We start from the raw sequence: 24581 nt of genomic DNA on the forward strand, positions 1-24581 counted from the left end.
TCCTGTGACGGGCCGAGTTGGGTGCACGCGACACGCTGGCAGTAGGGTGGCGCCTTCGGGCGACCGCCGAGCATGGAGGGGCAGGAAGACGTGAAGTTGCGCGACCTGGTGTACAGGCTTTACGCACGCCGGGTGGAGGGCCGCCTCGACCACGCCCAGGTGCCCAAGCACATCGGCGTCATCCTCGACGGCAACCGTCGTTGGGCGCGCGCCGACGGCCGCACGACGGAGCAGGGCCACCAGGCCGGCGCCGACAAGATCTCGGAGCTGCTCGGCTGGTGCGCCGAGACGGACGTCGAGGTCGTCACCCTCTGGATGCTGTCCACGGACAACCTGGACCGGCCCGCCGAGGAACTCCACCCGCTGCTCACGATCATCGAGAACACGGTGCGCGGCCTGGCGGCCGACGGCCGCTGGCGCGTGCACCACGTGGGCACCCTCGACCTGCTGCCGGCCCGGACCCAGTCCGTCCTGAAAGAGGCCGAGCAGGAGACGATCGGCAGAGGCGGAATACTGGTCAACGTGGCCGTGGGCTACGGCGGCCGGCAGGAGATCGCCGACGCGGTGCGCTCGCTGATCCTGGAGGCCGCGGAGAAGGGCAGCTCTTTCGAGGAGCTGGCCGAGACGGTCGACGTCGAGCACATCACCGAGCACCTCTACACGCGCGGCCAGCCCGACCCGGACCTCATCATCCGCACCAGCGGCGAACAGCGGCTGTCCGGTTTCATGCTCTGGCAGAGCGCGCACTCCGAGTACTACTTCTGCGAAGTCTTCTGGCCGGCCTTCCGAAAGGTCGACTTCCTGCGTGCACTTCGCGACTATGCGGCACGGCACCGCCGTTACGGGTTCTGAGCCCCGTAAGGGGCGTGAGCAACCACATGTGACCCGCAGTTCCGTCACACCGCTCGAGTCAAAGCCGCATATGCCGTTGCATGGTCTCCCGGCACAGCGGGAATATCCCCTCCAGGCCGACGGCCGGTCATAGGCCGTCGCTCTGCCAGCAGGCGGCATCGGGCCGCCCGCCCGGGAGGCCTTTTTGCACCAGACGACGACCGTGCGCAGCAGGAAGCGGATCCGGCGAAGCCGAGTGGATCCCGCGGGCCCATGGGGCCGCCGCACGGTCGGCGCGGAGGGCCGGCGTCCGGCTCCCCGCACGGCAGGCTCCCGGACCGCTCCCCGCGACTCCGTCGCGCCCCGACCTCTTCCGAGGGGGTTCGTCCACCCGTGGTGACCAGCAAGAAGCGCCGTGAGAACGACCGGCGCACCTATGTCCTCGACACCAGCGTCCTGCTGGCCGATCCAGGAGCCATGTGCCGCTTCGAGGAGCACGAGGTCGTGCTTCCCGTCGTGGTGGTCACGGAGTTGGAGGCCAAGAGGCATCACCCCGAGCTGGGCTACTTCGCCCGCAAGGCGCTGCGCCAGCTCGACGAGTACCGCGTGCAGTTCGGCCGGCTGGATGCGCCGATCCCGATCGGCGAGCTGGGCGGGACGCTGCGGGTCGAGCTCAACCACTCGGACACGGGCATACTGCCGGCCGGATTCCGCCTCGGCGACAACGACTCGCGCATCCTCGCGGTCGCCCGCAACCTCCAGGCCGAGGGGTACGACGTCACGGTCGTCTCGAAGGACCTCCCGCTGCGCATCAAGGCGTCCGCGGTGGGACTGCTGGCCGAGGAGTACCGGGCGGAGTGGGCCATCACGGACTCGGGCTGGACGGGCATGGCGGAGCTGGTCGTCACGGCCGGGCAGGTCGACGAACTCTTCGCCGAGGAGCGGGTGTACGTCCCCGAGGCCGCCGAACTGCCCGTGCACACCGGTCTGGTGCTGCAGTCCGAGCGCGGCAAGGCGCTGGGCCGGGTCACGGCGGACGGTTCGGTGCGGCTGGTGCGCGGCGACCGGGAGGCCTTCGGGATCCACGGCCGCAGCGCCGAACAGCGCATCGCGCTGGACCTGCTGCTGGACCAGGAGATCGGCATCGTCTCGATGGGCGGCCGGGCCGGTACGGGCAAGTCGGCGCTGGCGCTGTGCGCCGGGCTGGAGGCCGTCCTGGAGCGGCGGCAGCACCGCAAGGTGATGGTCTTCCGGCCGCTGTACGCGGTGGGCGGCCAGGAGCTGGGCTATCTGCCGGGCAGCGAGGCGGAGAAGATGAGCCCGTGGGCCCAGGCGGTCTTCGACACCCTGTCGGCGGTGACCACCGCCGAGGTCATCGAGGAGGTCGTCGGGCGCGGCATGCTGGAGGTGCTGCCGCTCACCCACATCCGCGGACGCTCGCTGCACGACGCGTTCGTCATCGTGGACGAGGCGCAGTCACTCGAACGAAACGTTCTTCTGACCGTTTTGTCGAGGATCGGGGCCAATTCCCGTGTGGTGCTGACCCATGACGTGGCGCAGCGCGACAACCTCCGCGTGGGGCGCTACGACGGCGTGGTCGCCGTCGTGGAGCGGCTCAAGGGCCACCCGCTCTTCTCCCATGTGACGCTGACGCGTTCGGAACGTTCGCCGATTGCGGCGTTGGTGACCGAAATGCTGGAGGACGGTCGCATCTAGGCCAGTTCGTCTGAACGCAGTGCGCGGCAAAGCCGTAGAGCTTAGCCGCGCGCTGTTGCGTGGCACTGACTTTTCCGTAAAACCCCTGGCGTAAACGAGGTGTGAGCTTTCCCACGTACCCGTGAATTGCCTACGGGCGTGTCGGTCGGGCAGAGTCTCAGTCCTGTCAGGCCCCGCATACGGCACTTCAGCCCCTCAGGGCGGTGCGTAACACAAACTGAACAGCGTCGCCGTATGCCGCCCGAGCATCATGCGGACCTCCTTCGCGGGAGGGCCCACCGGGTCCGTGCCTCCAGTGACCAGCCGGTTCCTGCTTGTTGAGGGGCCGCGTCTGACGGAGGCCAGTGCCAGGGGCACGATTGCGCCCGCGAGGTCACCGATGCGGGTGCTGCTGGAAGGAAACCGTGTGAGCCGGATTTCGGTCCGGGGATTCGCCGTGGCATCCGCCACCGCGGTCACCACCGTCGGCGCCGTCGTGGGCGTCGCAGCGGGCAACGATCAGGGCGCGACGACCGACCGGGTCGAGGCCACCGCAGCGGACACGACGCTCCTCGCTGAGATCCCCGTCGGACAGAACGTCCAGGCGCAGACCGCTTCCCTGACGCAGCAGGCCGACACCCAGGCCGACGCCGCCGACACCACCGCGAAGAAGGACGTCGAGGAGGCCGCGCGCAAGCAGGCCGCCGAGGACGCCTCCGCGAAGAAGCAGGCGGCCGACGACGCGGCGAAGAAGGAGGCCGAGGAGAAGGCCGCCAAGGAGCGCGAGCAGGACCAGGTCGCCAGCCGCTCCGCGTCGCGCGACGCCTCGGACTTCGCGGTCAAGGGCTCGTACTCCGTCTCCGACGTCCAGGCGATCGCCCGGCAGATGGTCCCCGGCGACCAGTTCCAGTGCTTCAGCAACATCGTGAACGAAGAGAGCACCTGGAACTACACGGCCGTCAACTCCTCCTCCGGCGCCTACGGCCTCGTCCAGGCCCTGCCCGGCTCCAAGATGTCGTCCGCCGGCGACGACTGGCGGTCCAACCCGGCCACGCAGATAAAGTGGGGCCTCAGCTACATGAACGAGCGCTACGGCAGCCCCTGCTCCGCTTGGTCGTTCCACCAGGCCAACGGCTGGTACTAGGCCTCGGCCCCGCACCTCGCCGGCTTTTCCGGGCCCCCGACCTCAACCAGGTCGGGGGCCTGTGGTGTCTTCCCCGACGGATCGTTTCGGCCGTGGAGCGGCCGCCCGGGTAACGTCGGGTCGGATGGCCACGGGGGAGTGGGGTAGAGGAAGAGAAATGTCCAGATTGCCACAGTGGGTCGGCGGCTTGGGAGCGGGCCTGACGCGGCTTGCCGAGAAACTCGACGAGCGCAAGGCCGCCGTCGCCGAGCCCGTTCCCGTCCCTGCCGCACCGGAGCCCGAACCGGCTGTTGCCGCGTCGGAGTCCGAAGCGGCGGCCGAGCCGGTGGCCGACCACGTACCCCCGCCGCCCAGTTACGCGCCGGCCGTTCCGTCGCGGCCGGACCCGGTGGCCGCGGTGCCCTGGGGCGTCCGCGTCGCAGCCGAGGCCGGCTGGCGACTGCTGATCCTGGCGGGCACGTTGTGGGTGCTGATGCAGGTGATCAGCGCGGTCCAGCTGGTGGTGCTGGCCTTCGTCGTGGGCCTGCTGATCACGGCGCTGCTGCAGCCCACCGTCGCCTGGCTCAAGAACCACGGCGTGCCGCGCGGCCTCGCGACGGCGCTGACCTTCATCTCCGGCTTCATCGTGATGGGCCTGGTCGGCTGGTTCGTGGTGTGGCAGGTGACGGATCACCTGGACGATCTGACCACGCAGGTGCAGCACGGCATCAAGGAACTCAAGCGCTGGCTGCTCAACAGCCCGTTCCACGTCACCCAGTCGCAGATCAACAACATCGCCGACAACCTCAGCCAGGCGATCGGCACCAACACCAAGGACATCACCTCGGCGGGCATAGAGGGCGTCCAGGTCATCATCGAGGTGCTGACGGGCATCCTGCTGGCCATGTTCAGCACGCTGTTCCTGCTCTACGACGGCCGGCGGATCTGGGAGTGGCTGCTGAAGCTGGTGCCGAGCGCCGCCCGCGAGGGTGTCGCGGGCGCCGGCCCGCGGGCGTGGGCCACGCTGACCGCGTATGTGCGGGGCACGGTGATAGTGGCCCTGATCGACGCGATCTTCATCGGCATGGGGCTGTTCTTCCTCGACGTGCCGATGGCGGTGCCGCTGGCCGTCTTCATCTTCCTGTTCGCCTTCATCCCGCTCGTCGGCGCGGTGGCCTCCGGCGCGCTGGCGGTGATCGTGGCGCTGGTGACGAAGGACGTGTTCACGGCGGCGATGGTGCTGGCGGTCGTCCTCGCGGTGATGCAGATCGAGAGCCACGTCCTGCAGCCGTTCATCCTCGGCCGCGCGGTGCGCGTCCACCCGCTGGCCGTGATCCTCTCGGTCGCCGCCGGCTCGATGATCGCCGGCATCGGCGGCGCGGTCGTGGCGGTCCCGCTGGTGGCGGTGATCAACTCGGTGGTGGGGTACCTGCGCGAATACGCGAAGGAGTCCGCGACACCGCAGGCTTCGCCGGACCCGGGGGCGGGCCGGGTCCCGGGACCACGCTGAGCGCCCCGTAAGCCGGGCGCCCCGTCAGGGGCGCGGGGAACTGCGCGACCGGCCCACCGCCGGCCCGCAGCCGAGGCACCGCCCCGGATCTCATCTGCGGGCGCGTCGTGGCTGATCGCGCAGTTCCCCGCGCCCCTGACGGGGCACGAAAAGGGCCCCGCCGACGAATCGGCGGGGCCCCATCGAGTCGAGCCTCACGCAGTGAGCACGGCCTCGGCGTCCAGCGTGGCACCGACGGCCTGCAGGACAGAGGCGATCTTGAACGCCTCCTGGATCACCTCGCGGGAGACCCCGGCCTTGCGGAGCACCTGCTCGTGGGAGTCGAGGCACATGCCGCAGCCGTTGATCGCGGAGACGGCCAGCGACCACAGCTCGAAGTCGACCTTCTCCACACCCGGGTTGCCGATGACGTTCATCCGCAGACCCGCGCGCAGGTTGCCGTACTCCGGGTCCGACAGCAGGTGCCGGGTGCGGTAGTACACGTTGTTCATCGCCATGATCGCGGCAGCGGCCTTGGCGGCGGTGTACGCCTCCGGCGACAGGTTCTCCTTGGCCTGCGGCTCCAGCTCGCGCAGCACGATCGGCGAACGGGTCGCGATCGCGCAGGCGAGGACGGTGCCCCACAGCTGCTGCTGCGGCAGGTCGGAGTTGCCGATGACCGAGCCGAGGTTCAGCTTCAGGTCCTTGGCGTAGTCCGGTACGGCGGACTTCAGTTCATCGAGCGCCATGGAGATCAGCCCGCAAGCAGGGAGACGGCGTCGAGGGTGTCCTCGCCCTTGTTCCAGTTGCAGGGGCACAGCTCGTCCGTCTGCAGGGCGTCGAGGACCCGCAGGACCTCCTTGGGGTTACGGCCGACGGAGCCGGCGGTCACCATGACGAACTGGATCTCGTTGTTGGGGTCCACGACGAAGACGGCGCGCTGGGCGTAGCCGTCCTCCCCCTCGACGCCGCAGGCCTGCATCAGCTCGTGCTTGGCGTCGGCCAGCATCGGGAAGGGCAGGTCGCGGAGGTCCTTGTGGTCCTTGCGCCAGGCGTGGTGGACGAACTCGGAGTCGCCGGAGACACCGAGGATCTGGGCGTCACGGTCGGCGAACTCGTCGTTCAGCTGGCCGAACGCGGCGATCTCGGTCGGGCAGACGAAGGTGAAGTCCTTCGGCCAGAAGAAGACGACCTTCCACTTGCCCTCGTGGGACTTGTGGTCGATCTGCTCGAACTCCTTGCCGCTCTCGAGCGAGACACAGGCGGTCAGGTCGAACTCGGGGAACTTGTCACCGACAGTGAGCACGCGCTCTCCTTGCAGCGGAGGAAACCCTGGGTGAGGAGTTTCCTGCGGGTTGGACGGCTCCCACAGTGCCACAGGAGGCATTGATAGCGGAAATAGCTAGACTGGGTCGTGTTGATCGGAGGTGGTTATCAGTGGTGGTGGACATAGGCGCCGGACAGGCGAAGGCCGCCCCGGCGCGGCCCCGGCAGCCGAGCCTGGCGCAGCTGCGGGCCTTCGTCGCGGTCGCCGAGCACCTGCATTTCCGCGACGCGGCGACGGCGATCGGCATGAGCCAGCCGGCGCTCTCGGGGGCGGTCTCGGCGCTGGAGGAGTCCCTGGGGATTCAGCTTCTCGAGCGTACGACGAGGAAGGTGCTGCTCAGTCCCGCGGGTGAGCGGCTGGCGGCGCGGGCGCGCACGGTCCTCGACGCGGTGGGCGGCTTCCTGGAGGAGGCGGACGCGGCGCGGGCGCCCTTCACGGGCGTGCTGCGGCTCGGGGTGATCCCGACGGTGGCGCCGTATCTGCTGCCGACGGTGCTGCGGCTGGTGCACGACTGCTACCCGGACCTCGACCTCCAGGTCCACGAGGAGCAGACGGCCTCCCTGCTGGAGGGGCTGACGCAGGGCCGGCTGGACCTGCTGCTGCTCGCGGTGCCGCTGGGGGCGCCGGGCGTCGTCGAACTGCCGCTGTTCGACGAGGATTTCGTGCTCGTCATGCCGAACGACCACTGGCTGGCCGGGCGCGAGGACATTCCGCGCAGCGCCCTGCGCGAGCTGGACCTGCTGCTCCTGGACGAGGGGCACTGCCTGCGCGACCAGGCGCTCGACGTGTGCCGGGAGGCGGGGCGCACGGAGGGGGCGTTGGCGACGACCAGTGCGGCCGGCCTGTCGACGCTGGTGCAACTGGTGGGCGGGGGGCTGGGGACGACGCTGCTGCCGCGGACGGCGCTGCGTGTGGAGACGGGGCGAAGCGATCAACTCGCCACGGGCTGCTTCGCGGATCCGGCGCCGTCGCGGCGGATCGCTCTGGCGATGAGGGCGGGGGCGGCGCGGCAGGGGGAGTTCGAGGAGTTCGCCGATGCGTTGCGGGACGCGATGCGGAAGTTGCCGGTGCGGATCGTGGGGTGAGGGCCGGCGCCGGATGGGCTGACATGTCCAGCCCATCCGGCACTTGGGGACCGTCACTCCGTCCGCAAGCCGTCCGCCCGCATCATCCGCCACAGCGGCACCAGCCCCAGCACCGTCACCGCCAGGATCACCGCCGCTCCCGTGCCGGCCACCGGGACGAAGGACCACCAGTCGCGGACGCCCTTGTGCAGCAGCCGCAGCATCGCCCAGCCCAGGACGAGGCCGCCGCCCACCGCCAGGGCCATGCCCAGGACGACCGGCACGATCGTCTGCCACAGCACCGACCAGCCCAGCGTCGAGCGCCGCGTGCCGAACGCGACGAGCACCGACAGCAGCCGTTTGCGCTCCCGCAGTTGCTCGATCGTCGTCACGGCCATGCCTGCCGCGATCAGGGCGAGCGTCGCCACCGCGCCGATCAGCAGGCCCTTCTCGACCGTCGCGTAGTGGTTGTCCTTCACCACGCCGCCCATGCGCCACACCCGCATCGACGGGTCGATGCGGGCCGCCGTGTTGCGGAACTCCTCGATCGCGTCCAGGTCGCCCTTCTTCACCTGGGCCACGAACGTCGTGGCCGCATCCGGGATCTTCGCGACGTCGATGGCGGACGGCGTGGCCAGGATGCCGAAGGGGTGATCGCCGGACGGGTCCGGCCGCGTCGTCACCACACGGGCCGAGGCGGGAACCGTCCAGTCGTAGACGCGCGCCTTCTGCCCGGACGGGGCGCTCCACTCCTTCGTCGTCAGCCGGGTGCCGGGTGCGAAGCGGTGCTCCGTGTCGACGTCGCCGCCGGGCTCCTGGGCCACGAAGGCGTCGCCGTCGCGGCAGGAGTCGATGTGCGCCATCCGCTGCAGCGTGGCGCAGTCCCCGACATGGATCGTGGTGACCGCGTTGGTGTCGCCCGGCTTCTCGGCGTAGCGCTCCACGTAACCGCTCACCGCCTCCACGCCCTTGGTGGCGCGGAACCGCTCGGCCCAGGCGCTGGTCTCCTCGGCCGTGCCGGGGCGGTACGAGGCCCGTACCTGGAAGTGGCCGGGGTCGTGGCCGTCGGACGTCGTGTAGTCGCTCTGCACCCCGGCGAAGAGCATCTGCACCGCGATCGCCCCGGCCACGGCCACCGTGATGCCGCTCACCGCACGGGCCGCCGGCCCGCTGTTGAACTGCAGCCGCCGGGCGGCCAGTTGCCAGGGCAGCGGGCCGCCGCGGAAGCGGGACACGCAGATCTCCACCGCCCACGGCAGCAGCGCCGTCACGCCGACGAGCAGCAGCACCGAACCGGCGGCGATCTGGTACGTGTCGAGCGGGACCGAGTGCTCGGCATAGCCGGAGGACTTGCGGAACAGCGGCAGCAGCAGGGCGGCGCCCGCCGCCGGGATCAGCAGCCGCCACCACAGCCGGCGGCGCCGGGCGACCGTGTTGCGCACGATGCCCAGCGGCTCGATGGCGATGCGGCGCAGCGCGAACAGCGTCACGACCACGGCGCACACGGGCACGGCGACGGCGATCGACGCCGCGATCCAGGGCTCGGGGACGATGTCGGAGGGGAAGACGCTGCTGTCCCGGATCGTGAGGTCGGTCGCGAACTCCCGCAGGACCAGGAAGAGTCCGGCACCGGCCGACAGGCCGAACAGTGCGCCGCCCAGCGCCTCGCCCGCCGCGACCCGCCGGGTCATCCGCGCGTCGGCGCCCACGAGCCGCAGCGCGGCGAGCCGTTGGTCGCGCCGTTCGCCGCCGAAGCGCACGGCGGTGGCGATGAAGACGCCGACCGGCATGAGCAGTACGACGCACACGATGATCACGAGCAGGACCATCGCGGCGTCCAGCGGGATGTCCGGTTCGGCGTGGCCGTAGCCGTCGACGCGGATCGTCCCGGGGCCCGGCGCCAGCTTGTCGCTGCCCGCGTAGTAGAAGAGCTCGCTGGGGCCGACGAGTCCCGAGGGGGCGATGGTGCCGACGGTCCGGTAGCCCTCGAACCGTTCGCGCAGCAGCTTCCCGTCGTCGGAGCGCAGCAGCTCGTCGAGCGCGGGCGAGACGACCATCTCGCCGGGCCGGGGCATGGCCCCGACACCCGGCGGCGCCGGGGCCGCGGGGCCGTCGGCCTGCAGCAGGGCGCCCAGGACGGGCTTGTCGTGGTAGTCGGTGTCCGCGGTCTTGTAGAGGAACGTGCCGCTGCCCGGCTCGAGTTCGTGCGCGAGCCGCTTGTCGAACATCGAGGGGTTGTCCACCGCGCGGGCGGCACTGCGCTGGTGGCGCTCGGACATCATGTGCGGCACGGATGCCGCGATCGTCAGCAGGGCCACGCCGAGCCCCACGCCGACCGCGGTCAGCGCGGTGCGCAGCCAGGCCTCGCGGCCGCCGGTGACGGCGAACCGGATGCCCATGGCCAGGTCGCGGACCCAGGCCGCCGCGCCGGTCGGCCCGGAGGGACGTTCGGCCGGGGGCGTCTCCCCGGCCGTGGGCTCAGGCGGCGTCATACATCCCCGCCATGTCGCGTGCGGTGCCGTCGCGGACGATGACCTCGCGGTCGGAGTAGGCGGCCACGCGTGCTTCGTGGGTGACGAGGACGACGGCGGCGCGGGTCTGCCGGGCGGAGTCGGTGAGCAGCTGCATGACGCGTTCGCCGTTGAGGGAGTCGAGGGCGCCGGTGGGTTCGTCGGCGAAGACGACGCGGGGTTCGGTGACCAGGGCGCGGGCGACGGCGACGCGCTGGCCCTGGCCGCCGGAGACCTGGCCGGGGCGGTGGTGGCGCACGTCGGCGACCTCCAGGCGTTCCAGCCACTGCAGGGCGCGGGCTTCGGCGTCCTTGCGCTTGTGGCCGGTCAGGCGCAGGGGCAGGGCGGCGTTCTCCAGGCAGGTGAGTTCGGGGACGAGCCGGCCGAACTGGAAGACGAAGCCGAACTCGCGGCGGCGCAGGGCGCTGCGTGCGGTGTCGGAGAGGGTGGCCATGTCGTGGCCGTTGTAGTGGACGGTGCCGGCGTCGGGGCGCACGATGCCGGCGAGGCAGTGCAGGAGGGTGGACTTGCCGGAGCCGGAGGGGCCCATGACGGCGACGACCTCGCCGGGGTGGATGGAGAAGTCGGCGCCGTCCAGGGCGGTGGTGGGTCCGTAGGCCTTGCGCAGGCCGGCGGCGGATATCAGGGAGCCGTCGGGGGTCATGCGCGCACCGCCCTGGCGAGCTGGTCGAGGCGGGCGGCGGTCAGTTCCAGCCAGCGCAGGTCGGCTTCGAGGTGGAAGAGCGCGTGGTCGCAGATGAGCTGGTCGGCCAGGTCGCCGTCGCGCTTGCGCCGGGTGAGGTCGCGCATCAGGCGCAGGTGCTCCGAGCGCTGGGCGTCCAGCAGGTCGGCGGCGTCGCGGCCGGTGAGCAGGGCGAGGACGACCTTGGTGTAGAGGGTCGACTGCAGGTAGGGCTCGGGCTTCTCCGGCTGCGCGAGCCACTGGGCGACGTCGGTGACACCGGCGTCGGTGATCGCATAGCGCTTGCGGTCCGGCCCGCCGCCGTGCTCGATCCCGTCGACCTCGACCAGCCCGTTCTTCAGCAGCCGGGACATGGTCGCGTAGACCTGCCCGTAATGCAGCGGCCGGTCGTGACCGAAATGCTCGTCGAAGGTCCGCTTCAGGTCGTAACCATGCCGCGGACCGGACTCCAGGAGGGCGAGAAGGGTGTGACCTATGGACATGGAGACGACACTACGCGGCATGTATACATGCAATGCATAGTCAAGGTATGACCGCCGCCGGATTTGTTGGACTGTCGGGGCCGTCAGCCGGAGGTGCGCGGGATGCGCCGGTTCCACGTGCGGTGGAAGACGGTCTCACCGGACTCCCGGCACGTCACTTCGTCCGAGGTGATGAAGTCCTGGGCGTCCGCACGGATTTCGGAGCGGGTCTCGATGGTCACGTCCCAGCCGAGGGCGGGCCGGCGCAGGCGGATCGTCCAGTCCGAGCGGGTCCGGGCGGACAGCGGGTCGCGCTCGTGGACGGTGTAGGTCTCCAGCGCGTTCTCGGTGAACTCCAGGCCGTCGGGATAGATGCGGGTGCCGCCGTAGCGGGGGTCGACCTCCAGGCACCAGGTGCCCTCCGCGACGTCGCGGACGACGCGGCGCTCCGGGCGCTGCTGCTCCGGCTCGGGGAAGACGACGTCCAGCGGGGCGGACTGCTCGGGCTCGGCGAAAGCGACCGTATCCGTGGTGGGGGTGCGGACCGGGAGCTCCAGCGCGCTGCCGTCCGGGTGCAGGAGGAAGCCCGCGGAGCCGGGCTGGGGCCAGATCCACGGCCAGTACGCGGAGGAGACGGCGAGGCGGATGCGGTGTCCGGGCGGGAAGGTGTGGCCGATGGCGTTGAGGTCGAACTCCACGTCCTCCTCGGCGTCTTCGGGCCACAGTTCGATGCAGTCACGGCCGTGGCGGGCGGTGAGGTTGAGTGCGCCGCGGGTCACAAGGGTGGACGAGCCGTCCGGTGCGACGTCACAGAGACGGGCGATGACCTGGCCGCGGCGGCTGTGGGAGTGCAGTCGCAGGCGCACGCGCGGTCTGCCGAGGATCTCGACCGGTCCGCCCTCCGGGACGGGGAAGTCGAAGCAGGCCGACCTGGCGTCCTCCTCCCGCTGGTCGGGCGGGAGGTCCGCGTCGTTGCCGAAGGGGAAGAAGCGGCCGGCGTCCAGGCCGGTGTGCATCGGGGAGTCCACCTCGACGGGGGCGCCGGGCAGGACGTACGAGACGGATGTGACGTGGGGCGACGGCCAGGCGGGGTCTCCCACCCAACGGCCGGGCAGCTCGGGGTAGGTGGTGGCCGGCGGGTGCGACTCGCTGATCCAGGAGCGCAGCTTCGGCTCGGCCATGATGCCGGTGTCCTCACCCTTGAGGTGCTGGTCCCACCAGCGCAGGGTCTCCTGGAGGAAGCCGATGGCCGGGCCCGGCGGCAGTCCGCGGTCGGGGTACTGGTGCGACCAGGGGCCGATCAGTCCGGCCGCCGGTCCGGGCAGGTACTCGACGAGGCGCAGCACGGTGTCGCGGTACGGGTCGTGCCAGCCGCCGACGGCGAGGACGGCGGCCCGGACGGCTGAGTAGTCCTCGCAGACGCTGCCGTGGCGCCAGTAGGCGTCGCGGGTCTGGTGGGCGAGCCAGGTGTGGATCGGCGGTTCGAGCGTCTCCAGTCGCTTCCGCCACAGCGTGCGCCATTCGTCGCCGAGGTGGGCGGGGTCCGGCGGGCGGCAGGTGAAGGCGAGCATGGTCGCGGCCCAGGCGTGCATGTCGACGCCGAGGACCGATCCGCCCATGTAGTGCACGTCGTTGTCGTAACGGTCGTCGGTGGAGCAGACGGTGACGATCGCCTTCAGCGGTTCGGGGGCGAGGGCGGCGATCTGCAGGGCGTTGAAACCGCCCCAGGAGATGCCGAACATGCCGACCTTGCCGGTGCACCAGGGCTGTGCGGCAAGCCAGTTGACGACCTCGACGCCGTCGGCGAGCTCGGTGGCGTCGTACTCGTCGCCCGGCAGGCCTTCGCTGTTGCCGTGGCCGCGGATGTCGACGCGGACGGAGGCGTAGCCGTGGCCGGCGTACCAGGGGTGGCGCTGTGCGTCGCGGGGCGAGGTCCAGTCGCCGAGGCGGTACGGGAGGTACTCCAGCAGCGCGGGGACGGGCTCCTCGGTGACCGGGCGCCAGATGCGCGCGTACAGGAGGGTGCCGTCCGCGAGGGGGATGCGGACGTCCTCGCAGGTGGTCTCGTACGGGAAGGAGGTACGGATCTTCATGGACGGTCCCTTCAGCGGACGGGGTGCATGGTGCGCTTGAGCCAGGGCCCGGCGAGCAGCACGGCCAGGCCGCCGAGGACGGCCACGGTGCCATTGAGGCCGAAGTACACGGGGTCGGGGATCTGCCCGTAGAGCTTGACGGCCTGGGCCTGGATGCCGTTGGCGAGAGCCATGGACAGGAACCAGACGGCCATGGTCTGGCTGCCGAAGGCCGCCGGGGCGAGCTTGGTGCTGGCGGACAGGCCCGTGGTCTGCAGCAGGACGTCGCCGAGTCCCAGGAGCAGGTAGGACAGGACGACCCACCAGGCGGCCATCTTCCAGTCGGTGCCGCTCCGTCCGAGGGTGGGTGCCACCATCACCAGGAAGGACAGTCCGCCGAGGACCACCCCGAGTGCGATCTTCCGGGAAGCGTGCGGCTGGCGTCGCCCGAGCCGCACCCAGAGCGCGGCGACAACCGGTGCCAGCGCCACCTCGAACGCGCCGAGTGCGGAGGCGAACCAGGTGGACGGGAAGTCGAAGCCCAGGATCGATGTCTCCGCGTTGTTCGTCGCGAGCAGCATCATCGTCGAATAGGCCTGGAAGAGGATCATGTTGAAGAGGACCGAGGCGCCGAAGAGCACGAGGTAGGGGCGCAGCCGTCCGCGTTCCTCCGCGGTCACCCGCGGGCTCCTGAACATCACCGTGAAGTAGGCGACCGGTGCCACGGCCGCGATCAGGGTGAGGGCGTTGACCGCGAGTCCGAGCGTCAACAGGTCCCCGGCGGCGAGCAGTACGGCGGTGACGGCGGCCGCGAGCAGTCCGTAGCCGATCAGCTTCCGGGCCCGGCGCAGCTCGTGCGGCGGCAGGGCGCCGGGGCCCGCCCCGCCCCGGCCGGGCAGGTTGCGGCGCCCGGCGACGTACTGGACCAGGCCGAGGGTCATGCCGACCGCGGCGGCCGAGAAGCCCCAGTGCCAGCCCTTCTCCTGGCCGAGCCAGCCGGCGATCAACGGACCGAGGAAGGCGCCGAGGTTGATGGCCATGTAGTAGATCGCGAAACCGGCGTCGCGGCGCCGGTCCTCGGGCCGGTAGAGCTGGCCGACCATCGTGGAGACGTTGGGCTTCAGCAGTCCGGTGCCGGCGCTGATCAGCCCGAGTCCGGTCCAAGTGGCGGCGCTCGTCGGTACACCCATGGCGTAGTGCCCGCAGGCGATCAGGATGCCGCCCCAGAGCACGGCGCGATAGGTGCCGAGCATGCGGTCCGCGAGCCAGCCGCCGACGACGGAGACCAGGTAGACCAGCGTCCCGTAAGCCGCTGCGACCGAGGCGGCCGCGCCGGGTGCCATTCCGAGGCCCCCCGCGGCCACGGTGTCGGCGAAGTACAGCACCAGGATGGCCTGCATGCCGAGGAACGAGAACCGCTCCCATATCTCGAGGCCCGACAGGGTACCGAGCCCCTTGGGGTGGTCGAGAAAGGAACGTCTTTCGCCCGGCGGACTGTCCTTGCGGGCGGTTTCGGCGGCGGCAGCGGCCATGGCATTGCTCCTCATCTACCGCGAGAATTGCCCTCGAACATACCAGCCAAATCATTTTTTATTGGATCATAAACAATCATGCTACATTTAGCATGCCTTTACCTCGACTATGCTTTGGTCTCCGGTTCGGCGAACGGCCCCTCGAGCGGGATGAGCTCACCGATGACCACCGCGGTCGCCGTGCAGGCCGAGGGGGCAGGTGGAGGCGGCGAGGCCGAGGGGGACGGGATCGATCCGGGCTGCTCGACAGCCGTCTCGCAGTCCAGCCGGAGAGTCAGCTTCTCTCCCGCCTTGAGCTTCATGGGGCTCTCAGCAAGCCCGTAATCGTTGGCCTTGTCCAGGCTCAGCGTCGCCAGCGGCCGGGAGCCGACGCTGAGCAGAAGGGTGCCCGATGCAGGACCGGAAGCCGTGATCTGCACACTCTTCAGATTCAGCCGGTAGCCCTTGGCCACCCGGTAATCGTCCTGCAGGCGTTGCTTCTTGGAAGTAACGAAGAGCGACTCCTGCAGCTTCTTCTTCCGCAGGGCACCGGCCTCCTCGTCCTCCTTCTCCGCCTTGCTCTCCGTCTCCTTCTTCTCGGCCTCCGCCTTCTTCTCCGCCTTCTGGACGGCCTCGGCCTGGGACGGCCCCTTGGCGGATTCGGTCTTGGCCTCCGGAGACTTCCCGGCGAGGGGCGAGAACCACAGGGCGACAGCCGCCGCGGCCACGGCCGTGAACGCGGCAATCGCCTTGAGCGCGGGTTTGGGCAGGACGGCGCGCTGGCGGTGGACGAAGTCGGCAGTGCGCATCCCGTCGGTGTCCCAGACAGCGCTGACACCGATCTTCCAGTGAGCGGCCGAACCGAAGAACACGGGACTGCGCACCAGCAGGGTGACACTGATGCGTGCCTTCTCCCCTGCCTCGAGGGTCAGCCGGGTCCGGCGCGCCTTGATCCGCAGCGGAGCGTCCGCCGCTTCCGCCGTCACTCTCAGCCGGACCGTCGCCGGCGAGTTGCCCGTGTTGTGCAGGACGATCAGGTTGGTCCCCCACAGCGCTCCGCCCACCCGTGAACGGGAGGGTTCCACATCGACATCGCAGAACTCCCCGACAACGACGGCGGCTTCGGGCACGACGACCGCAGCGGTGTCCTCCACCGATGCGACGCGAACGGCGAACGTCAGGGCTCCCGGCTCCAGGCCGCTGTCGCGGGGCAGGGTGAGTGGCACATTGATCTTCTCGTGATTGCCCGGATAGACGGGCAGCTGACCCAACGCCGCTTCGGCGTCGGGCCATTGAGCAGGCGGCCCGACCAGCCGGAGATCGTAGGCATCGACGATCCGGCTCTCGTTCCACACATGCAGATGGGCCGTCACCGCGCCGCCCGGGGGCACCGGCTCGTCCGGGACGATCAGCTCTGCCCGTACCGTCATGACGTCTTCCGCATGAAGAACTGGACCTCCGCCACGGCGACCGGCATGTCCGGCTTGAGGCCGTTGTGCACGGCGTCGATGCGGAGGTCGACGGCCACGACTGCGTCGATGCCCATGCGGAAGTGCTGCGGTCCCGGTTGGCCGGCGAGCGTCAGTTCCTTCTGTACCCGCCGCCCGTCCGCCGTCGTCACGGTCGCGGTGATCTTCGTGGGTCTGCCGGTCTGCAGGAACTCCCGGGGCGAGGTGGATCCGCCGTTGATGACGACGAGGGTCGTGAACCGGAACGGCCGCTGGAACGTGGCGGTCCAGTTCTGGCCGACCGCGTCGGTGCCGCTCCCCCAAGGCGCCCAGGCCCGGTTGTCGACACCGTCGGTCGCATACTCCGCGTCGAAGCCCTTGGACGAACTCGACGCCTCCACCGACTCCGGCGCGACCACGCTCTGGTCGGTGAAGTGGTCCTTGATGCGCGGCATCCCCTGCTGCGCGACGCCCGCGGCGGCTCCTGCCGACATGCAGCCGGCCAGGCACACCGGGAAGACGGCCAGCAACAGGATCAGACGGCGGTCCCAGTGCCACGTCCTGGGCCGCTCCAGGTACTGCTTGTGCAGTCGCTGCCATCGCGTCGGGGCCGGAGGCTCGGGTCGCGGGCGCAGCAAAGCTCCGCAAGGCGCGCAGAAGGTGCGCGTCGCCGGGTTGCTCCCCCGGCACTCGGGACACAGAACCAGACGGGGCACGTCGTACACCGGCGGTACGGCGTCTCCGTCGACGGTGGTCTCCGGAGCCTGTTGGACGACCGGTCGCGCCTCCAGTACGGCGTCGGACAACTGCCCTCCGGCCCACGGGTCGTGCGGCGGCACGTATGCCGGAACGGCGGACATGCCGAGTCCGGAATCCTCGTCGGCAGTGGCAGGCCACACCTGTGGGTCGCTCGCAGCGGCCACCGGATGGGCGCCCAGGGGCGGCTCCGGGATGGTCGGGGGGCGGCCGGCCGGCGTGCCGAGATCCCATCCCTGATAGCTGCCGCACGCGACACAGAACAATTCCCCTTCGTGTGAAGGCACTCCGCAAGAACTGCAGATGTCCCGGCTCCCGGGCGTCTCCCGGGCCGGTTCGCCGGACGGGAACGGCATCATGATGTGCCACCTCCCCTTGTCGAGATCGAGAATAACCCTTTCCGGCCCGGTGAAGATCGACTGACTGCAAATCAACTCCGGTGCCCAAGTGTCAACCATCTCCCGATCACTTGTATGGAATGCCTGCCTAGCCTCGACTCCGCCGAACACTGTCCGAACCGAGAGATCTCCCCACCGGGCCAAGGAGTTCGAAGTGATGGCCGAACCGGACAAGGCCGCAGAACCGATGGCAGCACCCCTCCCCGAGACCGTGCATGCAGCACCGTTGACCGACCGCATCGACCAACTGCGCAGAGAGCTCGAGGAACTGCGCCGCGATCTCCTCGACACCTCGGTTCATCGGCCGACGGACGAAGACATGAATCCTGCCGTCACTACTGCCATCGGCGATCCGCCGCCAAGCCATATGCGAAAATTCCGCAGGCTTCTCGGCAACGCCGCCCGGCTCAATGCCGCGTCGAGGGACCACTGGGATCCCAGCGGCGGATGACAGGCCCGGCCTCACGGCAATCGCCTCTGCCCGGCGCGCCGCCCGTCCCCCGTGGCCGGGACGACGCGCCGGACGCCCGTACGCGGACGTCACCAGGACGGCTTGCGCACCTGGCCGTACCCCCCACCGCGCGGGCGGTCCTCGAAGTGGAGGTGGGGGCCGGTGACCTTGCCGGTCGCCCCGACCTTGCCGAGCGTCTCGCCGGCCTTGACCTTCTGACCGGCGGTCACCGACCGGGCCGAGAGGTGGCAGTAGACATAGGTACGGCCGTTGTCCGCATTCAGGCCGATCCAGCTGCCGTAGGCACCGCCGTTCGCGTTGGCCCAGGCGATGGTTCCGGACCGGACCGCCACCACGGGGGTGCCCGTCGGCGCAGCGTAGTCGTCGCCGGTGTGATAGCCGCTCGAGTAGCGGCTGTTGCTCGCGCCGAAGGCATAGTTGACCCGGTATCCGGGGACCGGCGAAGTCACCGCGCCTCCGGAGGACTTGGCCGCCGTTCCGGCGGACGCGCCGGCGGATATGTCCTTCCCCTTGCCGTTCACCAGGTAGTCCCACGTCCGCGGCCCCGGAATTCCGTCCGCCGCACTGTCGGTCCACCCCTGCGCCAACTGGAAGGCGCGCGTGGCATTGAGGTCCGATGTACCCCAACGGGGCCCGGCACCCTGCTGGTAGAAGCGGCGTCCGCCACGCTTGATCAAAAGGCCGCCGAGCATGGTGATGTGGTCGTTGGACTTCCCCGGGCCGAAGTACTGCGCTCCGGGATACCTGGTCGACATCTTCTTCTCCTCCGATAGGCACGACGTTCAGGACCTGAATCGCTGTCAAGTCTGATTCATTCTGCATCACTTGGGACCTTCATTGCGACCGAAGACCGATCCAGTCGACCTGAATAGCAATATCCTGGACCACCTGCGCAAGCAGTCAACCTTTGACGCGATTCAGAGGCGCGCGCTGTGGAACTCTTTTCCCTGTCGACGGGCCCCTCCGTCCTGCGGCTCTTCATTCCCCGGGCAGTCCCCCCTCTTTCACAGCGAAGGAACCGCCAGTGTCGATCCGAGTTCTGATTGCCGATGACCAGAGTCTGATCCGTTCCGGTCTGCGGACGGTGCTGGAGGCGGCAGAAGACCTGCGGGTCGTGGCGGAGGCGGCCGACGGGGCGGAGGCGGTCAGTTCCACCCGGGAGCACGCGCCCGACGTCGTCATCATGGATCTCCGCATGCCGCACATCGACGGGGTGGAGGCCACGCTCCAGCTGATGCGGCTGGACGTCCCCCCGAAGGTGCTCGCCCTGACCACCTTCGACACCGACGATCTCGTGATCGAGACGCTGCGGGCAGGAGCCGCAGGCTACCTGCTGAAGGATCTCCGCTCGGAGGAACTCATCGCCGCGGTGCGGACGGTGGCGGTCGGAGGCACCGTGATGTCCCCCACGGTCCTGGCGAAACTGGTCGGCAGGGCCGAGACGAGGACGCCGGGCGGCACTGACGTCATGCTCAGGAGGATCGATTCGCTCAAGGACAGCGAGCGCGACGTCCTGGCCCTCATCGGAGCCGGCTACACCAACCAGAAGATCGCCGAAACGCTCCACCTGTCCCTCGCCAGCGTCAAGACGTACTCCTCCCGCATGCTCACCCGCCTCGGCCTCGACAACCGCACCCAGGCCGCCGTCCTCGCCTACGAAGCGGGCCTCCTCGGCGCCGGCCGCTCCGCCACCGCGGCCAAGTGACGTCTGCGGGCGGGGACTTACCTGGACTCTTATAGAAAGACCCGGCGTTCACGCCGGGGATGAATGCATTTCAAGGCTGCTCTGACGTACACTTTAGAGCCGATATTGCTGCTCGATTTACTGCCGGACGGTCATTGGCGGCGTTCTGCCACACGATGCCGAGAAGTACGAGAGCGACCACAGTTGCTGTGCATGATGGCGCAGTTGATGCAGCCGGTGAGATCCGGCCATATCAGGCGAGCGGAGACGCCCAACTCCTTCAGCTCCGCTTCGAAGTTCTCACGCACGTTGCGCGTGATCTCTTCACAGCGCGTCAGCATCTCATCGTTGGAGACCTCGCTCGGTGCTTCGTCACGAGGTCCAAGTGCACGTGTATTGCCGGAGCTACGTGTCTTCCCGTATGTAGTCGTTTTGCTCGTCCGTGAGGCCGGTCGCAGTAGGATCCCGGTCATGCAGTTGCGCTACAACTACCGGGCATACCCGGACGGTTGGCCGTCTCAAGGTCAGGTGGTCTCGTCGGCTTCCGGCCGCGCCCACGTCCCTGACCGTCACCAAGGACAGCTGCGGCCGGTACTTCCTCAGCTTCGTCGTGGACACCGAACCGGACATCCTCCCCGAGTCGGGCACCGATGCCGGTATCGACCTCGGCCTGTCCGCCTTCGCCGTCCTGTCCGACGGCAGCAGGGTCGGCAGCCCGCGGTTCCTGCGCCGGGCGGAGAAGAAGCTCAGGCGTCTTCAGCGGGAGCTGTCCCGCAAGGCCAACGGGCCGAAGAACCGGGCCACGGCCCGCATCAAGGTCGCACGCCGGCACGCCAAGGTGGCGGACCGGCGCCGGGACTTCCACCACAAGGCATCCACACAGATCATCCGCGACAGCCAAGCGGTGTACGTGGAAGGCCTCGCGGTGTCCCGCCTCGCCCGCACCCGGCTCGCCAAGTCCGTGCACGACGCGGGATGGTCCGCGTTCGTCGGCATGCTGGAGTACAAGGCAGTCAAACACGGCCGTACCTTCGCCAGGGTGGACCGTGCTTCCCCGTCCTCCCAGGTCTGCTCGGCCTGCGGATTCCGGGACGGCTCCAAACCCCTGCACGTCCGGGAGTGGATGTGCGGCGCGTGCGGCACCGTGCACGACCGCGACCACAATGCAGCCCGCAACATCCTCGTCGAAGGACGCCGTATCGTCGCCGCCGGACGGGCGGAGACACGCAACGCCTGTGGAGCGCCGGTAAGACGGGCACACGTGCCCGCACAGCGCGGTGAAGCAGGAAGCCCCCGGAAGGGTCACACGACCCAGGCCGGAATCCCCGGACTGTAGACCAGGGAACACGTCAAACGATCTCCTCGACACTGCGCCGGAGCCGGGCGGAGGGACGGGGCCCGGGCGGCTCGGCTCCGGCGCGGGACCCGTCGGTCCGACGCGTCCGGAGCGTGAGGCCTCGCACCGGCTCGGTGCTCACCTCGGCACCGGGCCGGCCGACGGGCACCGTCACGATCAGGTCGAGCGCCGGCCTGACGGGCGTACCCAGACTCGGCCAGATCCTGGAGAGGGGCGTCTCCGTACCGTGCCCGGTCTCCCGCAGGTTCAACGCAAGGTCTTCGACCACGGCCGCGTCACCGGACGGTACGAGCTTCTCGGTGCAGACGCACCATTCCAGCAGCGTGCCGAGCAGGCGGTGCTCGTCCTGAGGAGACCGACCCCACACCGTCAGGGCGTAGTTGAGGAGAAACGAACGCTTGGGGCTGCTGTAGCCGACCACGACACCCTGCTCGTCGATGATGCTGCTCTCGCCCGCCTGCCGTTTGGACGCGTCCTCCTCAATGCCGTGGAGGAAGGCGTTGACGCACAGCCTCGGGCGCCGGGCGGCCCAGTCGGCGTCCGGCGTCTCGAAGACGACCTGGGCGTTCACACCGCGCAACGGGCCGCGCAGCAGCTCCGCTTCGAGAGCCCTGTCGGCTCGCCGGACAACGTTCATGGCTGCTCCTCGCCGCCCATGACCACGACCCACGCGGCAGCATGGGCCGGGATCCACTCCCGTACCAACTCCTCGACCTCCTCGATCGCTCCGGGGCGCCCGCGGGTCATGCCGTGCGGCAGCAGCACCCGTACGTGTGTCCACGCCCCGCGCCCGTCCGGTGTCACAGGGTCCTGGGGCCACACGCTCCAGTGCGTCCCGCCCGACTCCGTGATCTCGACCCGGCCGCCGAGCACGTCGCGGACGAGCAGTTCGAGCCCCGTCCTGGTGCCGCGCAGCCCGTGCAGCCGGTGTCCCAGCAGGAGTGCGTTGCGCCGTCCGGCCGCTCCGACGCAGGCCGGCAGAGCGGTGTCGGTCCACCGCAGCATCCAGGTGACGAAGTCGTCCGGTGCCGTGCGCGCACCGAAGTAGGCGTCCAGGCAGTCGAGTGCGGTGATCACGGGAGCGAGTACGTCGTCGAACCCGCAGACGAAGCGGTCGGCGAAGTCGCCCTGCCGGTAGCTCTCCGGAAGGATGGCGCGCAAGGACCGGCTCCCGGGAACGAGCGGGGGCACGGTGGGGTCGGGCAGCGGGGCCGGCGGCTCGGCGGGCCAAGGACGTGCGTGCATGGTGTCTTTCGTGGGTGTCGGGCGGCCTGGATCGTCAGCGGGGCTGCTGCACCGCGACCTGGTGCCGGTAGGACAGGAACAGGGTGGCCGGGCCGACGTCGAGGCGTTCGACGGCGGGCTGCCGTTCCCCGGAGTCGACGTCCGCCGGGTACATCTCCAGCCTGACGACGGACTCCACTCCCTCGCACCGCGCCGCGGCACCGTACAGATCGCTCAGCCGCAGCGCCCGGCCCAGCGGCCAGCCGGGCCGGCCGTCCTGCTCGGACGGCAGCGGGCTCAGACAGGCGTACAGCGCCTGCAGAACGCGTTCCCGCACCTCTTGGCCGTCCGCGCCCTTGACGGCCTCGATTTCGGCGATGACGGTGATGCCCTGGTAGGCAGGGCCGCTCACCGAGACCACCACACCCATGGGACGGGCGGCCTCGACGGCGGCGGCCGCCGTGGCCAGCATGGTCTGCGAGGGCACCAGGCCGCGCCAGCCGTCCTCGTCCCGGACGTCCCGCGCCCGGGGCACGATCAGGACGCGGACCAGTCCCGGCGTGCCCGTCTCCGCGGTCTCGGCGATGCACTCGACGCGCCCGGCGTCACGGCAGGCCGCCACCACGATCGTCCTGTAGTCCTGTGCGGTGATGGCCCGGTCCTGGGTCCGCAGCCACCGCCCGGCGCGCTGGCGCACGCTGTCCACGGACTCGGCGTCCACTCCGCCGACGGCTGCGTACCGGTTCTCCACTCGACTGACGAGGGCCAGCGGGGTGCGCAGCACGGTCAGGGCGGACGCGGCGACGTTGCCCGCGCGTCCGCCGCCCCGCCGGTAGGCGCCGGCAATGATCCGTGCGCCGATCTCGGGCACGGCGCCGTACTGGCGTACCCCGCCGTCGGGTTGACGGACCGCCGGTCCGAAGCAGACGGTGCCGCTGACCTCGTCCACGGTCACGTGCCGGTCCTCGGGTGCGGAGTCGACGAACGACTGCACCACCGTCCAGGTCTGCGGCCCGGACGCGGCCTCGACGGTCACCGTGGCCAGCGAGCCGGAGACGACGGGGATGCGGTGAACGGCGAAGGACTGGCCGGGCGTTCCGTCGGAGATGCCGAGTTCGTCGTGCGGTACCGTCTCGCCCTCCGCCGCGGTGGTCGTTCCGCCGATCGTGCAGATCTCCATGGCGCGGACCTGGGGCGAGGAGGAGTACGACGGCCGGTCCGGGCCGGCCTCGGTCACCCGGCAGCGCAGCCAGCCGGCGCGGCGCCGCCCGACGAGGGAGGCGGTGTGTCCGTCGGGTATGTGGAGGATGAGCTCCCCGGCCCGGTTGAGTCCTCCCGTGCCGTCGCTCTCGATCTCGCACTCCGCCCAGCCCTCGCCGCACCAGGCCTCCCACACGCGGGGCGGGCGGCGTGGGTCCACGCCCACCCCGCCCAGCGAGCAGTCCATGCGCAGCGCCACCGTGCAGCGCGGTGCGGCCTCCGACAGCCCGACGAGCAGGCTGTCGCCGGGGGCGGGCGTTTCGGCGAAGCACGTCACCGGTTCGCCGGCTGCGAACCGCTCCGTGACCAACTCGGGGGCCTGGCCGGACGGTGCGGTGCCGATGTGCCGCAACGCGGTGGGCACGATGGCGAGTTCCCGGTCGACGGTGAAGACGCAGGCCGGCTCGGCCCCGGTGCGGGGTGTGGCGACCTCGGTGCCGGCGGGCACGGTCACGGCCGCCTTCCGGGGGGCCGAGAGTCTGAACGTCAGCTCGGTGCACGCCGCGCGGGGTGCCGTGAGCCGGACGCCCAGCAGGTCCAGGAATTCGAGGTGGATCTTCTCGGGCACCCGGTTGAGCCGGTAGGAGAGCTGGTCGACCATCTGCGCGAACGCCTCGATCAGCGCGACGCCGGGGTCGGAGACGTTGTGGTCCGTCCACTCCGGGCAACGGCGCTGGATGAAGCGCTTGGCGTCGTCGACGAGGTCCTGGAACCGGCGGTCGTCCAGGTGCGGGCTAGGCAGGGACATCGGTTTTCCTCCGGAGGGGTTCGTGTGCGTGCCCGGACGGCGGCCCCTCACCCTCGTGGGCAGGTATCACATAGAACGGGTGGACCAGGTTGCGGCGGCTGTTGGTGCTCGCCAGCCGGTAGGTGATGTGGATGTGCAGGACTTCCTGGTGCCCGGCTTCCTGGGTGATGCCGACCTCGTCGACGACGATCCGTGGTTCCCAGCGCTCCAGGGCCCGTCGTACCTCGTGGGCGACGGCGCCGCTGGTGGAGGCGTCGAAGACGCCGAAGACCTTGTCGCGGATCGCGCAGCCGAACTCCGGTCGCATGGGTCGCTCGCCGGGTTCGGTGCCCAGGACGAGGCGGATGGCCTGCTCGACGTCGGCGGATCCCTCGGCCATGGCCACGCCGCCGGAGGGGCTGACGCCGAGCGGGAAGGCCCAGCCGCGGCCGATGAACATGTCGGACAT

Annotated in this window: 21 protein-coding genes and 2 pseudogenes; 8 read left to right on the top strand and 15 right to left on the bottom strand. The window is 70.0% G+C overall.

The annotated features are described in order from the left end of the window. The first annotated feature begins 90 nt into the window (after nt 1–90). The 4 genes from ACLHRZ_RS07745 to ACLHRZ_RS07760 all read left to right on the top strand — a co-directional run bounded on the left by ACLHRZ_RS07745 (nt 91) and on the right by ACLHRZ_RS07760 (nt 5159). Complete coding sequence (locus ACLHRZ_RS07745; protein ID WP_490417532.1) at nt 91–852, top strand: isoprenyl transferase; 762 nt, start codon at nt 91–93, stop codon at nt 850–852. A 372-nt stretch (nt 853–1224) separates the two neighbouring features. After that, the gene (gene phoH2 / locus ACLHRZ_RS07750; protein WP_490417533.1) at nt 1225–2547 is read left to right on the top strand and encodes an RNA 5'-3' helicase PhoH2; all 1323 of its coding nucleotides are present in this window, start codon (nt 1225–1227) and stop codon (nt 2545–2547) included. 406 nt (nt 2548–2953) lie between these two features. After that, a complete protein-coding gene (locus ACLHRZ_RS07755; RefSeq protein ID WP_490417534.1) occupies nt 2954–3670 on the top strand; it encodes an aggregation-promoting factor C-terminal-like domain-containing protein in 717 nt (238 codons plus the stop codon). 157 nt (nt 3671–3827) lie between these two features. Continuing rightward, the gene (locus ACLHRZ_RS07760; RefSeq protein ID WP_490417535.1) at nt 3828–5159 is read left to right on the top strand and encodes an AI-2E family transporter; all 1332 of its coding nucleotides are present in this window, start codon (nt 3828–3830) and stop codon (nt 5157–5159) included. 194 nt (nt 5160–5353) lie between these two features. Here ACLHRZ_RS07760 and ACLHRZ_RS07765 read toward each other — a convergent pair whose 3' ends face one another. Together ACLHRZ_RS07765 and ACLHRZ_RS07770 are read right to left on the bottom strand one after the other, a co-directional pair. Beyond that, nucleotides 5354–5887, bottom strand: a complete 534-nt coding sequence (locus tag ACLHRZ_RS07765) for an alkyl hydroperoxide reductase (RefSeq protein WP_490417536.1) — start codon at nt 5885–5887, stop codon at nt 5354–5356. Between the two features lie 5 nt (nt 5888–5892). Then, a complete protein-coding gene (locus ACLHRZ_RS07770; protein WP_490417537.1) occupies nt 5893–6444 on the bottom strand; it encodes a peroxiredoxin in 552 nt (183 codons plus the stop codon). A gap of 131 nt (nt 6445–6575) precedes the next feature. On the opposite strand from ACLHRZ_RS07770, the gene ACLHRZ_RS07775 reads away from it, so the two are divergent. After that, nucleotides 6576–7550, top strand: coding sequence for a LysR substrate-binding domain-containing protein (locus tag ACLHRZ_RS07775; RefSeq protein WP_490417538.1), 975 nt, complete (start codon nt 6576–6578; stop codon nt 7548–7550). A 53-nt stretch (nt 7551–7603) separates the two neighbouring features. Here ACLHRZ_RS07775 and ACLHRZ_RS07780 read toward each other — a convergent pair whose 3' ends face one another. The 8 genes and pseudogenes from ACLHRZ_RS07780 to ACLHRZ_RS07815 all read right to left on the bottom strand — a co-directional run bounded on the left by ACLHRZ_RS07780 (nt 7604) and on the right by ACLHRZ_RS07815 (nt 17094). Further along, nucleotides 7604–8635 (bottom strand): FtsX-like permease family protein, encoded by a 1032-nt coding sequence (locus ACLHRZ_RS07780; RefSeq protein ID WP_490417763.1) that lies wholly within the window; start codon nt 8633–8635, stop codon nt 7604–7606. A 366-nt stretch (nt 8636–9001) separates the two neighbouring features. Beyond that, nucleotides 9002–10021 (bottom strand): annotated as a pseudogene (locus tag ACLHRZ_RS07785) (FtsX-like permease family protein); the annotation flags it as partial. Further along, nucleotides 10008–10703, bottom strand: a complete 696-nt coding sequence (locus tag ACLHRZ_RS07790; RefSeq protein ID WP_490417539.1) for an ABC transporter ATP-binding protein — start codon at nt 10701–10703, stop codon at nt 10008–10010. The gene ACLHRZ_RS07790 and the pseudogene ACLHRZ_RS07785, both read right to left, overlap by 14 nt. Further along, a complete protein-coding gene (locus tag ACLHRZ_RS07795; RefSeq protein ID WP_490417764.1) occupies nt 10700–11224 on the bottom strand; it encodes a PadR family transcriptional regulator in 525 nt (174 codons plus the stop codon). The genes ACLHRZ_RS07790 and ACLHRZ_RS07795 overlap by 4 nt, the downstream gene beginning before the upstream one ends. Before the next feature lie 83 nt (nt 11225–11307). Then, nucleotides 11308–13296, bottom strand: a complete 1989-nt coding sequence (locus ACLHRZ_RS07800; RefSeq protein WP_490417540.1) for a CocE/NonD family hydrolase — start codon at nt 13294–13296, stop codon at nt 11308–11310. A gap of 11 nt (nt 13297–13307) precedes the next feature. Beyond that, nucleotides 13308–14807, bottom strand: a complete 1500-nt coding sequence (locus ACLHRZ_RS07805; protein ID WP_490417541.1) for a peptide MFS transporter — start codon at nt 14805–14807, stop codon at nt 13308–13310. Between the two features lie 107 nt (nt 14808–14914). Then, entirely contained in the window at nt 14915–16216 is a 1302-nt protein-coding gene (locus ACLHRZ_RS07810; protein WP_490417542.1) for a COG1470 family protein, read from the bottom strand. Then, nucleotides 16213–17094 (bottom strand): NADase-type glycan-binding domain-containing protein, encoded by an 882-nt coding sequence (locus ACLHRZ_RS07815; protein ID WP_490417543.1) that lies wholly within the window; start codon nt 17092–17094, stop codon nt 16213–16215. Before ACLHRZ_RS07815 ends, ACLHRZ_RS07810 begins: the two co-directional genes overlap by 4 nt. Before the next feature lie 451 nt (nt 17095–17545). On the opposite strand from ACLHRZ_RS07815, the gene ACLHRZ_RS07820 reads away from it, so the two are divergent. After that, nucleotides 17546–17839 carry a hypothetical protein gene (locus tag ACLHRZ_RS07820; RefSeq protein ID WP_490417544.1) on the top strand — a complete coding sequence of 98 codons (294 nt, stop codon included), beginning with the start codon at nt 17546–17548 and terminating at the stop codon, nt 17837–17839. Between the two features lie 89 nt (nt 17840–17928). On the opposite strand, the gene ACLHRZ_RS07825 is transcribed toward ACLHRZ_RS07820, so the two are convergent. Next, the gene (locus ACLHRZ_RS07825) at nt 17929–18615 is read right to left on the bottom strand and encodes a peptidoglycan-binding protein (protein ID WP_490417545.1); all 687 of its coding nucleotides are present in this window, start codon (nt 18613–18615) and stop codon (nt 17929–17931) included. Nucleotides 18616–18884: 269 nt separating this feature from the next. Between ACLHRZ_RS07825 and ACLHRZ_RS07830 the strand changes: the two genes are divergently transcribed. Continuing rightward, complete coding sequence (locus ACLHRZ_RS07830) at nt 18885–19565, top strand: response regulator transcription factor (RefSeq protein ID WP_490417546.1); 681 nt, start codon at nt 18885–18887, stop codon at nt 19563–19565. Nucleotides 19566–20052: 487 nt separating this feature from the next. Continuing rightward, nucleotides 20053–20880 (top strand): annotated as a pseudogene (locus tag ACLHRZ_RS07835) (RNA-guided endonuclease InsQ/TnpB family protein); the annotation flags it as partial. A 13-nt stretch (nt 20881–20893) separates the two neighbouring features. On the opposite strand, the gene ACLHRZ_RS07840 reads toward ACLHRZ_RS07835, so the two are convergent. From ACLHRZ_RS07840 to ACLHRZ_RS07855, 4 genes are read right to left on the bottom strand one after another with little or no spacing between them, the layout of a single operon-like run. Continuing rightward, the gene (locus ACLHRZ_RS07840) at nt 20894–21538 is read right to left on the bottom strand and encodes a Pvc16 family protein (RefSeq protein ID WP_490417547.1); all 645 of its coding nucleotides are present in this window, start codon (nt 21536–21538) and stop codon (nt 20894–20896) included. Further along, nucleotides 21535–22146 (bottom strand): phage tail protein, encoded by a 612-nt coding sequence (locus tag ACLHRZ_RS07845; RefSeq protein ID WP_490417548.1) that lies wholly within the window; start codon nt 22144–22146, stop codon nt 21535–21537. Before ACLHRZ_RS07845 ends, ACLHRZ_RS07840 begins: the two co-directional genes overlap by 4 nt. Before the next feature lie 34 nt (nt 22147–22180). After that, nucleotides 22181–24133 (bottom strand): putative baseplate assembly protein, encoded by a 1953-nt coding sequence (locus tag ACLHRZ_RS07850; protein WP_490417549.1) that lies wholly within the window; start codon nt 24131–24133, stop codon nt 22181–22183. Beyond that, nucleotides 24120–24581, bottom strand: a complete 462-nt coding sequence (locus ACLHRZ_RS07855; RefSeq protein ID WP_490417765.1) for a GPW/gp25 family protein — start codon at nt 24579–24581, stop codon at nt 24120–24122. Before ACLHRZ_RS07855 ends, ACLHRZ_RS07850 begins: the two co-directional genes overlap by 14 nt.

Source organism: Streptomyces sp. AM25 (assembly GCF_058146165.1).